The sequence below is a fragment of the Pseudomonas sp. P4_C8 genome, assembly GCF_056401975.1.
On the sequence record NZ_JBFUIH010000023.1, the window covers coordinates 115,801 to 130,657 of the forward strand.

General features: G+C 59.1%; 16 protein-coding genes. 6 read left to right on the forward strand and 10 right to left on the reverse strand.

The window, feature by feature from the left end:
- Positions 1 to 27 precede the first annotated feature (27 nt).
- A complete protein-coding gene (locus tag AC1DWM_RS16340; RefSeq protein ID WP_223515062.1) occupies positions 28 to 204 on the reverse strand; it encodes a hypothetical protein in 177 nt (58 codons plus the stop codon).
- Here AC1DWM_RS16340 and AC1DWM_RS16345 point away from each other — a divergent pair.
- Entirely contained in the window at positions 203 to 1,330 is a 1,128-nt protein-coding gene (locus AC1DWM_RS16345) for a sensor histidine kinase (protein ID WP_477795655.1), read from the forward strand. The two genes, AC1DWM_RS16340 and AC1DWM_RS16345, sit on opposite strands and share 2 nt — an antisense overlap.
- Before the next feature lie 115 nt (positions 1,331 to 1,445).
- On the opposite strand, the gene AC1DWM_RS16350 is transcribed toward AC1DWM_RS16345, so the two are convergent.
- Both AC1DWM_RS16350 and AC1DWM_RS16355 read right to left on the reverse strand, forming a co-directional pair.
- Positions 1,446 to 1,751: a chaperone modulator CbpM gene (locus AC1DWM_RS16350; RefSeq protein WP_477795656.1), complete on the reverse strand. Its 306-nt coding sequence runs from the start codon at positions 1,749 to 1,751 to the stop codon at positions 1,446 to 1,448.
- A 27-nt stretch (positions 1,752 to 1,778) separates the two neighbouring features.
- Positions 1,779 to 2,726 (reverse strand): DnaJ C-terminal domain-containing protein, encoded by a 948-nt coding sequence (locus AC1DWM_RS16355; protein WP_477795657.1) that lies wholly within the window; start codon positions 2,724 to 2,726, stop codon positions 1,779 to 1,781.
- A gap of 293 nt (positions 2,727 to 3,019) precedes the next feature.
- Here AC1DWM_RS16355 and AC1DWM_RS16360 point away from each other — a divergent pair, with 293 nt between their 5' ends.
- The gene (locus AC1DWM_RS16360; RefSeq protein WP_477795658.1) at positions 3,020 to 4,294 is read left to right on the forward strand and encodes an Hsp70 family protein; all 1,275 of its coding nucleotides are present in this window, start codon (positions 3,020 to 3,022) and stop codon (positions 4,292 to 4,294) included.
- Positions 4,295 to 4,415: 121 nt separating this feature from the next.
- Here AC1DWM_RS16360 and AC1DWM_RS16365 read toward each other — a convergent pair whose 3' ends face one another.
- The 3 genes from AC1DWM_RS16365 to AC1DWM_RS16375 all read right to left on the reverse strand — a co-directional run bounded on the left by AC1DWM_RS16365 (position 4,416) and on the right by AC1DWM_RS16375 (position 6,820).
- Positions 4,416 to 5,429, reverse strand: a complete 1,014-nt coding sequence (locus AC1DWM_RS16365; protein ID WP_223515039.1) for an AI-2E family transporter — start codon at positions 5,427 to 5,429, stop codon at positions 4,416 to 4,418.
- A 226-nt stretch (positions 5,430 to 5,655) separates the two neighbouring features.
- Entirely contained in the window at positions 5,656 to 5,961 is a 306-nt protein-coding gene (locus AC1DWM_RS16370) for a PsiF family protein (RefSeq protein ID WP_223518501.1), read from the reverse strand.
- Between the two features lie 64 nt (positions 5,962 to 6,025).
- On the reverse strand, positions 6,026 to 6,820 hold the full coding sequence (locus AC1DWM_RS16375; protein ID WP_477795659.1) for an AraC family transcriptional regulator: 795 nt from the start codon (positions 6,818 to 6,820) through the stop codon (positions 6,026 to 6,028).
- Positions 6,821 to 6,917: 97 nt separating this feature from the next.
- Between AC1DWM_RS16375 and AC1DWM_RS16380 the strand changes: the two genes are divergently transcribed.
- Complete coding sequence (locus AC1DWM_RS16380; RefSeq protein WP_223518498.1) at positions 6,918 to 7,805, forward strand: DMT family transporter; 888 nt, start codon at positions 6,918 to 6,920, stop codon at positions 7,803 to 7,805.
- 92 nt (positions 7,806 to 7,897) lie between these two features.
- Here AC1DWM_RS16380 and AC1DWM_RS16385 read toward each other — a convergent pair whose 3' ends face one another.
- The 3 genes from AC1DWM_RS16385 to AC1DWM_RS16395 form a co-directional block, all read right to left on the reverse strand.
- Positions 7,898 to 8,788: an esterase/lipase family protein gene (locus tag AC1DWM_RS16385; RefSeq protein ID WP_477795660.1), complete on the reverse strand. Its 891-nt coding sequence runs from the start codon at positions 8,786 to 8,788 to the stop codon at positions 7,898 to 7,900.
- Positions 8,789 to 8,896: 108 nt separating this feature from the next.
- The gene (locus tag AC1DWM_RS16390) at positions 8,897 to 9,202 is read right to left on the reverse strand and encodes a DMT family transporter (RefSeq protein ID WP_007947555.1); all 306 of its coding nucleotides are present in this window, start codon (positions 9,200 to 9,202) and stop codon (positions 8,897 to 8,899) included.
- Positions 9,203 to 9,841 (reverse strand): FMN-dependent NADH-azoreductase, encoded by a 639-nt coding sequence (locus AC1DWM_RS16395; RefSeq protein ID WP_477795661.1) that lies wholly within the window; start codon positions 9,839 to 9,841, stop codon positions 9,203 to 9,205.
- Positions 9,842 to 9,961: 120 nt separating this feature from the next.
- Here AC1DWM_RS16395 and AC1DWM_RS16400 point away from each other — a divergent pair, with 120 nt between their 5' ends.
- Positions 9,962 to 10,861 (forward strand): LysR substrate-binding domain-containing protein, encoded by a 900-nt coding sequence (locus AC1DWM_RS16400; RefSeq protein ID WP_477795662.1) that lies wholly within the window; start codon positions 9,962 to 9,964, stop codon positions 10,859 to 10,861.
- 121 nt (positions 10,862 to 10,982) lie between these two features.
- Here the strand turns inward: AC1DWM_RS16400 and AC1DWM_RS16405 are convergent, their stop codons facing one another.
- Positions 10,983 to 13,058, reverse strand: coding sequence for an AsmA family protein (locus tag AC1DWM_RS16405; RefSeq protein WP_477795663.1), 2,076 nt, complete (start codon positions 13,056 to 13,058; stop codon positions 10,983 to 10,985).
- A 387-nt stretch (positions 13,059 to 13,445) separates the two neighbouring features.
- On the opposite strand from AC1DWM_RS16405, the gene AC1DWM_RS16410 reads away from it, so the two are divergent.
- Positions 13,446 to 13,748: a hypothetical protein gene (locus AC1DWM_RS16410; RefSeq protein ID WP_223518491.1), complete on the forward strand. Its 303-nt coding sequence runs from the start codon at positions 13,446 to 13,448 to the stop codon at positions 13,746 to 13,748.
- A gap of 157 nt (positions 13,749 to 13,905) precedes the next feature.
- A complete protein-coding gene (locus tag AC1DWM_RS16415) occupies positions 13,906 to 14,538 on the forward strand; it encodes a TetR family transcriptional regulator (RefSeq protein WP_223518490.1) in 633 nt (210 codons plus the stop codon).
- Positions 14,539 to 14,857: the final 319 nt, after the last annotated feature.

A 14,857-nucleotide genomic window follows, 5' to 3' on the forward strand; every position in this document is an offset into this window, starting at 1 on the left:
TTATGCAACGACGAAAAAAACAAAAGATTAAATAACTGCTGACAAACCGCTTGAAAACAGCGACTCACATTCAACTTTAAAACCTGAAAAATAATTAATTACCACCCTGACCGTCTCGCCCTCTGAACCTGCGCGTGAACGGTAGTATTGGGCCGCCGTCAAAAAGACTAAGCTGCCCAGACCTTCAGTCAGGAAACCGGCCATGCGCTTATCCGAATTCATCAGGCAACACGTGGACCGTATCGTCGATGAATGGGAGCAGTTCGCCAGAACCATCACGCCGGCGGCTGAAAATATGGATCGTGCGGCTTTGCGTGATCACGCCAAGGCAATCCTGTTAGCGGCAGCGCGGGACATGACCACTGCGCAAACCGCCCGCGAACAGAGCGCCAAGGCCAAGGGGGAAGGGCCGGAGAAAACGCCAAGCCTGGACGAGGCCGGCGCCAGCCATGGTGAACTGCGCCATACCGTGGGCTTCGATCTGGTGCAGATGACAAGCGAATTCCGCCACCTGCGAGCCTGTGTGATTCGCTTGTGGGTCAACAGCCTGGAATCACCGGACCTGACCTACTTCCAGGACATGATCCGCTTCAACGAAGCCATCGACGAAGCCCTTGCCGAATCCACTGCGGCCTATGCCGAGCAGGTCAATCATTCACGGGACATCTTTCTCGCAATCCTGGGGCATGACCTGCGGGCCCCGCTGCAAGCGGTGAGCATGTCTACCGAACTGTTACTGCGCAAAGCCGCGCTTGAAGGCGATGCACTGACCTGCGCGATCAACATAAAGCGCGGCGCTCGACACATGGCGGTGATGGTCAGCGATTTGCTGGAGCTGGTGCGCAGTCGTTTGGGCAAGAGCCTGCCCATCGAACCGGCGCCCATGGATCTGGCGGATGCAGCCCATGCCGCGATTGCCGTAGCCTGCGCCGGTAACCCGGAGTGCGATCCAACAGTGAACGTCGTGGGCGATACCCGAGGCGTCTGGGATGCCGGACGACTTGATCAGCTGCTACAGAACCTGATTGGCAATGCGTTGCAGCACGGTTTAAACAAACAGGATGTCAACGTCACCGTGAGCGGCGAGCCGGACGCGGTTCGCCTGACAGTGCACAACTTTGGCGTTCCGATTCCCGAGGATGCCATCGGCGCCATCTTCGACCCGCTGGTGCGCAGCGCCGACGAGGAACTCGGCCAGCCAACGACCAGCCTTGGTTTGGGGTTGTTTATCGTCAAGGAAGTGGTGAATGCGCATGGCGGGACGATAGAGGTCAGCTCCAGCGAGGCGGATGGGACGCTGTTTACTGTGGTGTTGCCCCGCAGGGTGTAAAGCAGGAGACCGCGTTATCGTTCATCGCGAGCAGGCTCACTCCTACATACGGTCACTGTAGGAGTGAGCCTGCTCGCGATGGCGCCCGAACAGACAATACAAAAACCCAGAACACCTACTCGACCACCAACCGCCCCAACCGTTGCTTGAGCATTCGGTTCTCGGCCCTTAGCTGCTGGACTTCTTCAAGCAGGTCCAGCGCCAGGGCGACGCCTTCCCATTCCAGTTCCAGGTCGTGCCGCAGTTTGGCGGCACGCTTGGCCAGCGCCAGCTCATAATCGTTGAAACGCCAATCCTTGGGCTGCTTGCCCTGAGGTTCGAGGATGCCGTGTTCGACGATTTCGATCACGTAGACGTCCGACAGGTCGGTCGCCTCACAGAATTCTGCCAGGTCCAGGTGAACGATCAGGGGAGTGCTCATCGTCAGTTACTCCTTGGTTCTAAGCGATCAAAAGTTCTCTCTCGGGTCGAATGCCGCTTTTTTCGCCAGTTCCTGCCACAAGGCCTTGATGTCATCTTCCGATTTTTTCGGCATGACTGCCTTCAGTTGTACAAACAGGTAACCGCGCTCACCGGCCTTGTTCAGCAAGCCATGGCCCTTGGCGCGCATGCGCTGGCCGTTCTGGCTGCCGGCCGGCACCTTGAGGTTGATCTTGCCGGTCAGGGTCGGCACGGCAACTTCTGCGCCCAGCGCCAGCTCCCACGGTGCCAGAGGCAACGTGATGATCAGGTTCTCGCCTTCGACATCGAATTTGGGGTGCGGCGCAAAACGGATCGTCAGGTACAAGTCGCCATTGGCCCCGCCACCCACGCCCGGAGCCCCTTGGCCTTTGAGGCGGATCCGCTCGCCGTCGGTCACGCCGGCCGGGATTTTTACGTTCAGGCTTTTGCTGGTGTTGCTGACGTGCTGGCCGGCAGGGTTGTACTGCGGCACCTGGAAGGTGACCTTCTTCGATTCGTTCGAGAGGGTTTCTTCCAGAAAAATCCCGAGTTCCATTTCCACGTCTTGCCCTCGACGTCCGGTGCTGCGACGCGACTGTCCACCATTGAAACCAGGGCCACGGTTGCCGAAAATCGAACTGAAAAAGTCCGAGAAATCGCCCGCGTCCTGACCACCACCGAAACCGCCTGCGCCACGCCCTTGCCACCCTGGCGGGCCCTGGAACGGTTGGCCGTGCTGGCCATATTTGCGCAAATCGTCATATTCGGCGCGCTTGTCGGCGCTTTTCAGCGCTTCATAGGCTTCCGAGGCGTCCTTGAACTTGGCCTCGGCGTCCTTTTCCTTGCTGACATCGGGGTGGTATTTGCGCGCCAGCTTGCGATAGGCGGCCTTGATCGCCTTATCGTCAGCGGTCGGCTCCACACCGAGAATCTTGTAATAGTCTTTGAAGTCCATCTAAGAATCACCATCCGTTATCAAATCGCGTCGCCAGCCACAGCATGCTCTTGTTTGCAGCGTTTGGTTTGACCGATCTCAATTTTGTGACCGGGCAGCGCGTCAGAAGTTTATCGGCAGCGGACGACGGTTCTTGCGACCGCCGGTTGGCTACCAGGCCCATGCCAGCAAGTTTGGGGCAAAGCTGAGTCTTTCAAGCGCTAATGCCTGCGAATTAGCAGATAGTCGGCCTTCGATTATTCGTCGCACTGGCATACACTGCGCGGCCGTTTTTTAACCGGAACTTGAAAGACATGAAAAACGCATCTCCAGCCCGTGCCTGTGGTATCGACTTTGGCACGTCCAACTCCACCGTCGGCTGGCTGCGCCCCGGCATGGAAACGCTGATCGCGCTGGAGGACGACAAGATCACCCTGCCCTCGGTGGTCTTCTTCAATATGGAAGAACGCCGCCCGGTGTACGGCCGGCTGGCGCTGCACGAGTACCTGGAAGGCTACGAAGGCCGGCTGATGCGCTCGCTCAAGAGCCTGCTGGGCTCCAAGTTGATCAAGCACGACACCAGCGTTCTCGGTACGGCGATGCCGTTCAAGGACCTGCTCGGGCTATTTATCGGCCAGTTGAAGAAGCGCGCCGAAACAGCCGCCGGTCGGGAGTTCGAGGAAGTGGTGCTGGGCCGTCCAGTGTTTTTCGTCGATGACGATGAACTGGCCGACCAGGAAGCCGAAAACACCCTGGTGGATGTGGCTCGCGCCATTGGCTTCAAGGATGTTTCGTTCCAGTACGAACCGATTGCGGCGGCATTCGACTATGAGTCAACCATCGAAAAAGAAGAGCTGGTGCTGATTGTCGACATCGGCGGTGGTACATCCGACTTCTCGCTGGTGCGTCTGTCGCCTGAACGCCGCAACCACGACAACCGTCACGACGACATCCTCGCCACCGGCGGCGTGCACATCGGCGGGACCGATTTCGACAAGCAACTGAGCCTGCAAGGCCTGATGCCGCTGTTCGGCTACGGCAGCCGCATGAAGAGCGGCGCCTACATGCCCACCAGCCACCACATGAACCTGGCGACCTGGCACACCATCAACTCGGTGTACTCGCAAAAGTCGACCCTGGCCCTGGGCAGCATGCGTTACGACATCGAAGACACTGGCGGCATCGATCGCCTGTTCAAGCTGATCGACCAGCGCGCCGGCCATTGGCTGGCCATGGAAGTGGAAGAAACCAAGATCCAGCTGACCCACGCCGATAGCCGCCATGTGCCGCTGGACCGCATCGAGCCGGGGCTGAGTGTTGAACTGAGCCGGGCGTTGTTCGAATCCGCCATCGAAGCGCTGCTGGAGCGCGTGCGCACCAGCGTGACCCAGATGCTCAACGACGCCGATGTGCGGGTCGATCAGGTGGATACGGTGTTCTTCACCGGCGGTTCAAGCGGGATTCCAGCGTTGCGCAACAGTGTTTCGGCGATGTTGCCGAATGCGCGGCATGTGGAAGGGAACATCTTCGGCAGCATTGGTAGCGGGTTGGCGATTGAAGCGGCCAAGCGTTACGGCACGATGGACTGATCAGGAAGACCGCGGCGCCTGCATCGCGGGCAAGCCATGCTCCCACATGAGATCTCGGGTCAACTGTAGGAGCATGGCTTGCCCGCGATGGCGTCAGATCAGGCAATACAAATCTGCCGGATCAAACCATCCCCACCTGCTTCAACTCACTCTTCAAATACGCGTAATAAATCGGCCCCGCCACCACCCCCGGCAGGCCGAACGCGGCCTCGAACACCAGCATCGCCAGCAGCAACTCCCACGACTTGGCACTGATCTGCCCGCCGACAATGCGCGCGTTGAGGAAGTATTCGAGCTTGTGGATAAAAATCAGGTAACCCAGCGCCGCCACCGCGACCCAAATCGACAGTGACAAGCCAACAATGGTGATCAGGGTGTTCGACATCAGGTTGCCGATCACCGGCAGCAGGCCGAGCAGGAAGGTCAGCACGATCAGGGTTTTAGTCAGAGGCAGCTTGATGCCGAACATCGGCAGGACCACCGCCAGGAAAATTCCGGTGAAGAAGGTGTTAAGCAGCGAAATCTTGATCTGCGCAAACACGATGTTACGAAAAGCCTGGACCAGCAGGTGCAAGCGGTCGAACAGTGCGGCCGCCAGAGGCTTGCGCTTGGTCACGTCCGGCGCACGCTGCAAGGCAATGATCGCGCCCAGCACCATACCTATCAGCAGCGTCACAAACATGTGCGCCGCATCCTTGCCTACCAGCTGCAAGTCGCTCAAGTGCTTGCTGATCCATTCGCCGATGGCCACGCGGAATTCACCGGCACTGGCGGGCAGATAGGCGTCGATGAACGGCGGCAATTGCCCGCGCGCCCGGTCGACCACGCCCATGAATTTATCGAGGGAAGCGCCGGGGTTTTCCGCTTCGTGCAGCAGGAAGCTGAAGGCGCCGGCAAAGATCAGCGCCAGCACACTCACCACCAAGGTCCCGAGCAACGCCACCGCCAACCAGCGCGCACGCCGCCCTTCGATCAGCCGCTGCAATTGCGGCGTGAGCATATTGACCAGTTCGAACACCAGCAGACCGGCCAGCAGGCTTGGCAACAAGCGCAGCGGGATCACCAGTAGCAAACCACCAAAAATGATGAACCAACTGATCAGCAGCAAAACGTGGCGTTGAGAAAACGTTGGCATACAGCCTCAAAACGAACAGCGTAAAAGGATTGGCAGTCTGCCAGCGTTCCGGTGGCAGCACTAGGAATTGTGTAGCTCGACTTTGGTCGGGGTTCCGCGTTTTTTTGCAGTGCCCTGACTGACCCCTTCGCGAGCAGGCTCGCTCCCACTTTGGTCTTGCGAACATAGATCCATTGTGGGAGCGAGCCTGCTCGCGATCAGGCCCCCACATTTCCCGAACCGGGACTTATTTGTTCCTCAGGCAATCACTCATGAACGCCTTGCGCTCATCACCTTTGAGTAATTTGGTGGTGGCATCGGCGTTGCAGGTTTTCATTTTCTGTTGCTGAGGGGTCAGGGTTTTTATGTCAGGGACGGCCGGCTCGGTTTTCAGGCAGTTACTCATGAACATTTTGCGTTCATCACCTTTGAGGCTTTTGGCCGTCGCATCGGCGTTGCAGACAGTCATCTTTTCCTGCTGGGGTGTGGTCGCGAAGCTTTGGGAGCAGAGCAGCAAGCCGATCATCAACAAAGGGACACGCAACATCGTCATGGAGTTTTCTCCTTGTTGCCGTACCGATGGGCACGGCCTCGTTCTGGAGTGTAGACAACCCCTGTCACACCTTCCTGCTCTCGAGGTGACTGCGTCGGTACTGCTCCGGTGTACATCCGGCCTGGCGTTGAAACATTGCGATAAAGGCCGAACCCGTGCTGTACCCCATGTCGAAGGCAATGTCCTGAATGCTGCGATGGCTGTCCAGCGCCTCAATCGCCGCGAGGAACCGCAACCGTTGCCGCCACTCACCGAAACTCATGCCCAGCTCGCGAACAAACTGCCGCGCCAGGGTGCGTTCGCTGACGTGGATCTGCGTGGCCCAGTCGGCCAAGGGCCGGTTGTCTCCGGGCTCGGCTTGCAACGCTTCCAGTATCCCCAACAGTCCCGGACTGCTGGCGTAGGGCAAATAGCATTCATGCACCGGCGCCAGTCGCAGTTGATCCACCAATACCTGACCTAAACGAATGTCCGCCTCATGCTCGGGAATCTTCACGTCTCGCGTAGCAAAGTCCTTGAGGATCGCTTTGAGAATATCGCTGATCGCCAGCGTGCAGGCCTGTTGCGGCAACTCGCGACACAGCGACGGCGTCAGGCAAACCGCACGGTAGTTGATCGGTTGGTTGCTATAGAAACTGTGCTCGGTCTCGGGCGGCACCCACACCGCGTATTGCGGCGGTGACATGAAGCGGCTGTTGCCGATTTCCATGTGCAACACGCCATTGGCCGAGTACTCGAGCGTGCCCCACGGATGCCGGTGGGTCGCGGCGTACTCGTGAGTGTTGAAATCGGCGTAGCGGAAATAGACCGGGGCCGGCAGCTCGGCGAAGTCCAGCAGGTCAATATGTTTACTGTTCATGCTGTCCGTAATCTGGGGCAAGTTGTCTGGATCGAAGTATAGGCTTGCATCCAGACAAGCAGATAATTGCCCCTCATTAACGTTCTGGTTTTTTCTGATGCAATACGCTTATCCCCTGCTGGCCATTCTCATCTGGGCTGGCAACACCGTGATCACCAAAATGTCAGCCGGGGCGATCTTCCCCGCCGAGATTGGTTTCTACCGCTGGCTACTGGCCGGGATTCTGTTCACGCCGTTCATGCTCAAACCGGTGATCGCGCATTGGCCGCTGATTCGCCCGAACCTGGGCAAGATTTTCGTCCTTGGCGTGCTGGGCATGGCGGTCTATCAGAGCCTCGCCTACTTCGCCGCAGCACTGACCTCGGCCACCAACATGGGGATTATCCTATCGTTGATGCCGTTGATGTCACTGGCCATGGCGATTGTCAGCCTCGGCCAACGCCTGACCGCTGGCGCATTGGCCGGCGCGGTGCTGTCGTTTGCCGGTGTATTGGTGGTGGTGTCGTCCGGCAGCCTCGGCGCGTTACTTGAACACGGCGTGAACATGGGCGATGCGATGATGCTGGTCGCCACCCTTGCCTATGCGATTTACAGCACGCTGCTGAAAAAATGGCAGCTGCGGTTGCCGCCGCTGGTGTTGTTGTATTTGCAGGTGTTGGTGGCGGTGGTGGTGCTGTTTCCGCTATTTGTCGCCTCGCCGAAGATCGGCCCGACGCTGCAAAACATTCCGCTGGTGCTTTACGCCTGTCTGCTGGCTTCGATGCTGGCGCCATTGGCGTGGATGCAGGCGGTGGTGCGCCTGGGGCCGAGTCGGACCACGCTGTTTTTCAATTTGCTGCCGTTGATTACCGCGCTGATTGCGGCGGTGGTGCTGCATGAGCAGTTGGCGATGTATCACCTGGTGGGCGGGGTGTTGACGTTGGGTGGGGTGGTGCTTTCGGGGCGGTGGACGACGGTGATCGGCCGTAAGGTGCGAGTTGCCTGAACTGACGTCATCGCCGGCAAGCCGGTCTCACTCCCACAGTTGATCGCATTCCCCTGTGGGAGCGAGCCTGCTCGCGATAAGGGMAACTCAGTTTAGAGCCCTGCCGCTTTCAATCGGGCCGCATGTTCGACAAACAACCGGATCGGCTCGGCGCCCTTCCCGACCAGTCCCAGCGACTGATTGACGATGTCGAAGTGATCCAGCGGATACTCATCGCCAATCACCGTCCCTAGGTGCGAGCTGTACCGCCCGACCATCCCGTCGCAATGCCCGACTTCGTTCACAAAGGTTTTGGCAAACAGTCGGCAACTGCGATTGGTCCCATCAAACAGGTTGCGCCCGCTATCGGTCTTGCCCGGCTGCAACGTCCCGGACCACGAGTAATAGCGCACGCCGTTAACCTCTTCCGGCCCGTGCCCGCCCCAGGTTTCAGGCAGACCCTGTGGATAACGCTGATTGAACAGCGCCACACCTTCGGTGGTGAGTGAATGATGGGATGCGTGGATATCCACCGGCAGCTTCGGCCCGCGATAGCCGGTTTCTAGCAGGCTCATCAACGCGGCGATTATCCGTAACAGAAAGCTCAGCAACCGGCCCTTGGCGCTGTCATGTGGGTAGTGTTTGTGCAGGTAATCAGCCAGCTCCGAGCCGTGATTCGGCCCGGCCACCGAGGTCACCGACGCCACGAGGTCTGGGCGTTTGGCCGCCGCATAGCGGGCAGTGAGCGCCCCCTGGCTGTGGCCGACCAGGTTGACCTTCTCGGCCCCGGTCTCGCGCAGGATTTCCTCGATCCGCGCCAACAGTTGCTCACCGCGCACTTCACAGGAATTGAGCGGCGAGACCTGCACCGCAAACACGGTCGCCCCACCCTGGCGCAACGCCGAGACGATGCCGTACCAGTACGGATAGAGCACAAGCCGGATAAACCCGAGCATCCCCGGGACCAACACCAACGGGTAACGCGTGGCGGAACCTTGCGACATGGGCGAACGTCCTTGTGATCGGTGAGATGAAGCAAGGCGCGATGCAAGACGTCAGCCGAGCATCGTCACCGAAGATGACAACTCGACGACCAGTCTATGACATCCGCCCTACTTCAGCCCCACTACACCCGCCACGATCAACCCCACCGACACCAGTTTGATCGCCGTCAGGCTTTCACCCAGCAGCGCAAACCCCAGAAACACCGTGCCCAGTGAACCGATTGCGGTCCAGATCGGGTAGGCGATGCTCACCGGCAGCTCGCGCATGGCCAGGGTCAGGAAGTAAATCCCGCCCACGGCGGCGACCACGGTGATCAGCGACGGCCAGAGCCGGGTGAAGCCTTCTGCGTATTTCATGCCCATGGCAAAGGTGACTTCAAACCCGGCGGCGATCAGCAGAAACAGCCAGGCCATCTAAAACTCCCTGGCCAGCGCCAGCAGGCGCTGCTCGGCCTCGGCGGCAGAGATCTGGAACGTGCGCGCCTCGGACTCTTCGCCCTCGGCAGCCACTACGGTGATGTCGGTGATGCCGATGAAACCCAGTGCCGTGCGCAGCAATGGATCAGCGTGGTTCATGGCTTCCAGCTCACCGCCCGGGCCGAAACCGAAACCGCCGCGACTGGTGACGATCAAGGCTTTTTTGCCCTGTACCAGCGGCTCGTATTGGGCCACGCCATTGTCCAGGGTGTGATTGAACGTAAGACCGAGCCGCACAATCTGATCGATCCAGGCCTTGAGGCCGCTGGGCACGCTGAAGTTGTGCATCGGCGTGGAAATCACCAGCAGATCATGGCCGAGCAACTCGCCCACCAACTCATCGCTAAAGGCCAGATCAGCCTGCATCGACAACGGTCGCGCATCGGGCTCGGGGTAAAACGCGGCGGCCACAAAGGCTTCGTTGACCGGCGGAATCAACGCCCGGCCAACTTCGCGACGAGTCAATTGCGAATGAGGATTGCGTGCCTGCCAGGCCGAAAGAAACACTTCAGCCAAACGGCGCGAGTGCGAGCGCTCGCCACGGGGGCTGGCGTGAACGGCAAGAATTTTACTCATCTGAATCTCCTTGGGATTACACTCAAACGGCTTGTGACTTGCAGCTTGAAGCTCACAGCCAACCGCTTCAAATGAGCAGAAATCAGTCTGGATGAATCTATTTCACCCATGGAGAATTGAATGTTTGCCTCGTTGCCGCTGACCGCCCTGCGCGCTTTCGAATCCGCCTCGCGCCTGTTGAGCTTCAAGGCTGCGGCCGAAGAGCTCTCGGTGACGCCGACGGCGGTGTCCCATCAGATTCGCTCCCTGGAAACCTGGCTCGGCGTGCCGCTGTTCGAGCGATTGCCACGGCAAGTGCGCCTGACCGAGGGCGGTGAGCGGTTATTTCACAGCCTGCACGGCGCCTTTCTGGACGTAGCGCAAAGCGTCGACACCTTACGTCCGCAACGCAGTGGCACCAACCTGACGGTTTCCACCACTGCTGCGTTCGCGGCCTTGTGGCTGGTGCCGCGCCTCGGGCGCTTTTACGCGCGTCACCCCACCATCAGCCTGCGCCTGGACACCCACTGCGAAGTCATCGATTTGCATCAGGACGCCAGTGTCGATCTGGTGCTGCGCTACAGCCTCGACACCTACCCCAACCTCTATGGTTTGTGCCTGTTCGATGAGTCTTTTGGTGTGTACGGCTCGCCGGAGCAAGTCGCACTGGCCGCCACTCACACGCCAACGCTGATCAGCGTGCACTGGCACAACTCCAAGCTGTACGCCCATGGCTGGGAGGCCTGGTGCGCGCAGTCAGGCGAGTCATGGTTGGCGGGCAAACCGACGGTTCGTGAATACGACGAAGAGCATTACGCCCTGCAAGCGGCGATTGCCGGTCAAGGCCTGGTGTTGGCGAGCAACATTCTGGTGTCGGAAAGCGTGGCCAGCGGTTTGCTGGTGGCTTATCGCGGCGAGATTCAGTTCGATGGCGCCGGTTACAGCGCGCTTTGCGTGCCGGGGCGCGAGCGACATCCGCCGGTCCGGGCGTTTTTTGCGTGGTTGCGCGAGGAGGCGTTGCTGTCCGGGCATACATTCTGAAAGATCTGTAGTGCCTGACACACCGCTTTCGCGAGCAGGCTCGCTCCCACATGGGATCGATGTTCGCAGTACTAATGTGGGAGCGAGCCTGCTCGCGATGGCGTCTTCGTAGACGCCGTAACTACTTGGTGGGTTTAACCGTCACCGGCGCCTTCCCCGCCTTCATCAGCTCCAGCAACGGCGCACACTGATTTGGCTCACCACCACTGGGCGCCACCAGCGCCAGCAACCCCGCCGCTGGCGCCGCAATCACGCCCAACGCCACCATCCCCGCCCCGCGCAGCATCAGCGGCACGGCTTTCACACCGGCATCCGGCTTGATGAACTTGCCCCGCACGTAGAGTGGCGAGCGCAGCGAAATCAAGCGCCAGCCTTTCGACTCCGGCGTAATGGTCAGGTCCAGTTGTTCGGTCGCCATGTTCACGGTGCCATCAATGTAGACAATCGCGTTCTCGGTATCGAAGACGAACAGGCGCGTGGTCGCAAGCCCAGTCTTGATGTCGAAGTCGGCCGCCGCACAATTGATCTTCACTTCCTTGTCGCCAAAGATTTTGCCGACCACATAGTTACCGACATTCAGTCCGGCCAGCTCCATCAACTCGCGGCTGATCGCGCCGTCGTTGATGAGCATTTTCAGAGTACCGTTGGCGCTGCCCAACAGCTTGGCTACCGAGTTGCCGCGCCCCGAAATATCGGCATCGCCATTGAGCTCGCCGAAGCTGGTTTTCATCGGTTCGAAGGTCGGAAACAATTGCTTGAGCTTGAATCTGCGCACGGTGAGTTTGGCCTGGCCTTCCAATGGTTCGGTACGGCCATTCAAGCGAATCTGTGCCTCCAGATTGCCGCCCGCCACGCCAAAGCGCAGCGGTTCCAGGCTGAGCACGCCGTCGTTAAGTATCAGGTGCGTAAAGAGGTCGTTGATCGGCAGTTTTTCGCTGTGGACGATGCGCTTGCCGGTGAACTCGACGTCGGCGTCCATGTCACGCCAGCGTTCAGTCTTGAACTCTTCAACCGGCAACACTTTGTCCGTCGGCTGCTTGCTGTCGCCGCCACGGGCCTGTTGCCTGGCGTTGGAGTCGGCGCCAATCAGCGGCGCCAGGTCGGCGAACAACAGTTGCTCGGAGAGTAATGAACCACTGAGTTTCGGCCTTGGCTGACTGGCGACGTAAGTCAGGCTGCCGTGAATGTCACTCTCGCCGATCGTGCCGTTGAACGCTTCATAGCGGAACACCGCTCCACTAGGCTCATGCAGCTTGGCAATCAGGTGCCCGTCGGTTGCGTATGGCGACGTATCCGGCAGTATCACACCGGTCAGCGGATAGAGATTGCCCAGGCTGGTGCCGGACAGTTTCAGCCTCAAGTCCAGCGCGCCAAGGTTCAGGGGATCGGTCAAGGTGCCGGCCAGCTCTACGCGGGTGTCGGCGATCTTCACCTGCGCCTGCAACGGAAACGGCTTGGCCGCGTCCTGCAGCGCTAACAAGCCGCCGATCTTGCCGGTGCCTTCGAGTTTCTGCGCGTGGTATTGGCCTTTGACCTTGAGGGCGAAGGCGTAATCCTGCGGCGCGCCTCCCTTCTCAAACGCGGTTTTCGCCGCCTTGTCGCCGACGATGTCGCTGAACGGAATCGGTTTGCCCAGCGGATCGATGAGCACATCGAGCTGTGTCTTCAGGTTCTGATCGTCAAGGGTGACGTGGCCCTTGTCGAAGCCGATGGCGCCGATGTCGACCACCCAGTTCGACGGTTCGGCGTTGGGGTCTTTCGGGTCGAATTTGAACGTCCAGTTGGCGCGGCCATCAGCCAGACGCTGAAGGTCGGCGTTCGGTTCGGTCAGATCGATGCGCGGGATCACCACCCGCTGAGCCAGCAAGGCCAGCGGTGAAATACGCAGTTCGACGCGTTTGAGGGTGACCATCTGCGGCTGTTTCGACCAGCCCGGGTTGCCGAGGCTCAAGTCTTCGGCCACCACGTGCGGCCACGGCACCCAAGCCCGCCAGCCGCCCTCGTCAGGCTCGCGCTGCCAGACCACCGCTAGGTTGCCGTTGATGGCGAACGGACGGTGCAGCTCTTCGGAGACTTTTGTATTGATCGTGGGTTTGATCCGGTTCCAGTCGAAAAACACGATGATCAAAACAAATATCGCCAGCAGAACAACCAGACTGGAAAAGGTCCAGGCAAAAATCTTGGGGGTGCGCGTCATTGCACAGGACTCCTGAATACGACTGCGCGCCCTGACTGCGACGCACGTGTGAAACGTTAGGCCAGAACCGACCTGCCATGACACCTAGGACTGGGAAAAAGCGCGCAGGTTTAACCGAACAGCCCATTAACGTTCAAATAATCGATCGGGGTCACCGTGCTCACTCCAGACAGCGTTACCGAACGGTTTTTTTGTGCGGCGCGAGTGGGTCAAAACCACCCATTCCAGGGCAAAAATACTCGCCGAAAACGCCCGTTCTAGAGCCGCTCAGCAGAACAATCAATTCTGTTGATTATTACCATTGCGTTTATGAACTTTCATATCGACTTATCGAGAGTAGCATTGCTCTCGTACCCACTTGATCGCCCTCCCAAGGAGCAACCCATCATGAAACGCCAACTACTGCTTAGCCTGACCCTCTCGATGCTAGCCAGCACTGCTTTCGCTCTGCCAGCCCCTGATCAGGCCGCTCCGCAAGTCAAAGACAGCCACTCGGCGTTCAGCCAAACCGTCGCTGAAGGTGGTTCCGACCGCACTCCACAAGGTCAGACGCTTGCCGAAGGTGGTTCTGATCGCACTCCACAAGGCCAAACTCTGGCTGAAGGCGGCTCCGACCGTACCCCACAAGGCCAGACCCTTGCCGAAGGTGGTGGTGACCGTGTGATCGAACGCAACGGCGCTACGAGCTAAGCCCCATGGCCGCCCTGAGAAAAAGCCCAATTCCCGGATTGGGCTTTTGATTTATACAGAACTGCATTTCCCCGCCTGATCCCCCGATAGTCGTTCGACGCCAGCGAAGCCGATTTGCTAGAGTGCGCCGCTGTCCTGTCCAGAAAACACTCTTGCGATGCTGCCCCGCGCCGAACAGAAACAACAAACCCGCAACGCCCTGATGGACGCTGCTCGCCATCTGATGGAATGCGGCCGAGGATTCGGCAGCCTCAGCCTGCGCGAAGTGGCGAGAACCGCCGGCATCGTGCCCACCGGTTTCTACCGGCATTTCGCTGATATGGATGAACTGGGCCTGGTGCTGGTGAGCGAAGTCGGTCAGACCTTCCGCGAAACCATTCGCCTGGTGCGCCATAACGAATTCGTCATGGGTGGCATTATTGATGCGTCGGTGCGGATCTTTCTCGACGTGGTCAGCGCCAATCGCTCGCAGTTTCTGTTTCTTGCCCGCGAACAGTATGGCGGATCGCTGCCGGTGCGACTGGCGATTGGGCGGTTGCGTGAAGACATCAGCTCGGATTTGGCGGCTGACTTGTCCTTGATGCCCAAGCTTCAGCATCTCAACATCGCTGGTTTGAGCGTGATGGCTGATCTGATCGTTAAAAGTGTGTTCGCGACCTTGCCGGACATTATCGATCCGCCGGCCGAAGCGCTGCCCGAGCATTTGACTCCGCAGGCAAAGATCACTCAGCAGTTGCGCTTCATCTTTATCGGCCTCAAACACTGGCAAGGACTCGGCAGCACCGAGTAACCCCCTATCCCCTGTAGGAGCGAGCCTGCTCGCGATTGCGTTGGTACAGTCAACACTTGTCTGTCTGGAACACCGCTATCGCGAGCAGGCTCACTCCTATGTATGGACTCGCCCCCACTGTCTACCTGCTTTTCAAACACTGCTACCCGGTTGCATCTATGTATAAGGCCTATTCGAGGAAGCCATCTTTGGCTTCTGGCCAACATTGGTTGAGCTCACGGTATGCCGATTACATTCAGGCCTCGAAGGCCGGTAGGAGCGCAGGCATCAATCCGCGACGGTCTGACCTGGGGTCAATGTTTTCTAGCAGGGGCTGGAG

Bases quoted from the DNA above. Each gene is read 5' to 3' on its own strand.
- AC1DWM_RS16345 (WP_477795655.1), top strand. From the start codon at position 203: ATGCGCTTATCCGAATTCATCAGGCAACACGTGGACCGTATCGTCGAT.
- AC1DWM_RS16340 (WP_223515062.1), bottom strand. From the start codon at position 204: ATGGCCGGTTTCCTGACTGAAGGTCTGGGCAGCTTAGTCTTTTTGACG.
- AC1DWM_RS16350 (WP_477795656.1), bottom strand. From the start codon at position 1,751: ATGAGCACTCCCCTGATCGTTCACCTGGACCTGGCAGAATTCTGTGAG.
- AC1DWM_RS16355 (WP_477795657.1), bottom strand. From the start codon at position 2,726: ATGGACTTCAAAGACTATTACAAGATTCTCGGTGTGGAGCCGACCGCT.
- AC1DWM_RS16360 (WP_477795658.1), top strand. From the start codon at position 3,020: ATGAAAAACGCATCTCCAGCCCGTGCCTGTGGTATCGACTTTGGCACG.
- AC1DWM_RS16365 (WP_223515039.1), bottom strand. From the start codon at position 5,429: ATGCCAACGTTTTCTCAACGCCACGTTTTGCTGCTGATCAGTTGGTTC.
- AC1DWM_RS16370 (WP_223518501.1), bottom strand. From the start codon at position 5,961: ATGACGATGTTGCGTGTCCCTTTGTTGATGATCGGCTTGCTGCTCTGC.
- AC1DWM_RS16375 (WP_477795659.1), bottom strand. From the start codon at position 6,820: ATGAACAGTAAACATATTGACCTGCTGGACTTCGCCGAGCTGCCGGCC.
- AC1DWM_RS16380 (WP_223518498.1), top strand. From the start codon at position 6,918: ATGCAATACGCTTATCCCCTGCTGGCCATTCTCATCTGGGCTGGCAAC.
- AC1DWM_RS16385 (WP_477795660.1), bottom strand. From the start codon at position 8,788: ATGTCGCAAGGTTCCGCCACGCGTTACCCGTTGGTGTTGGTCCCGGGG.
- AC1DWM_RS16390 (WP_007947555.1), bottom strand. From the start codon at position 9,202: ATGGCCTGGCTGTTTCTGCTGATCGCCGCCGGGTTTGAAGTCACCTTT.
- AC1DWM_RS16395 (WP_477795661.1), bottom strand. From the start codon at position 9,841: ATGAGTAAAATTCTTGCCGTTCACGCCAGCCCCCGTGGCGAGCGCTCG.
- AC1DWM_RS16400 (WP_477795662.1), top strand. From the start codon at position 9,962: ATGTTTGCCTCGTTGCCGCTGACCGCCCTGCGCGCTTTCGAATCCGCC.
- AC1DWM_RS16405 (WP_477795663.1), bottom strand. From the start codon at position 13,058: ATGACGCGCACCCCCAAGATTTTTGCCTGGACCTTTTCCAGTCTGGTT.
- AC1DWM_RS16410 (WP_223518491.1), top strand. From the start codon at position 13,446: ATGAAACGCCAACTACTGCTTAGCCTGACCCTCTCGATGCTAGCCAGC.
- AC1DWM_RS16415 (WP_223518490.1), top strand. From the start codon at position 13,906: ATGCTGCCCCGCGCCGAACAGAAACAACAAACCCGCAACGCCCTGATG.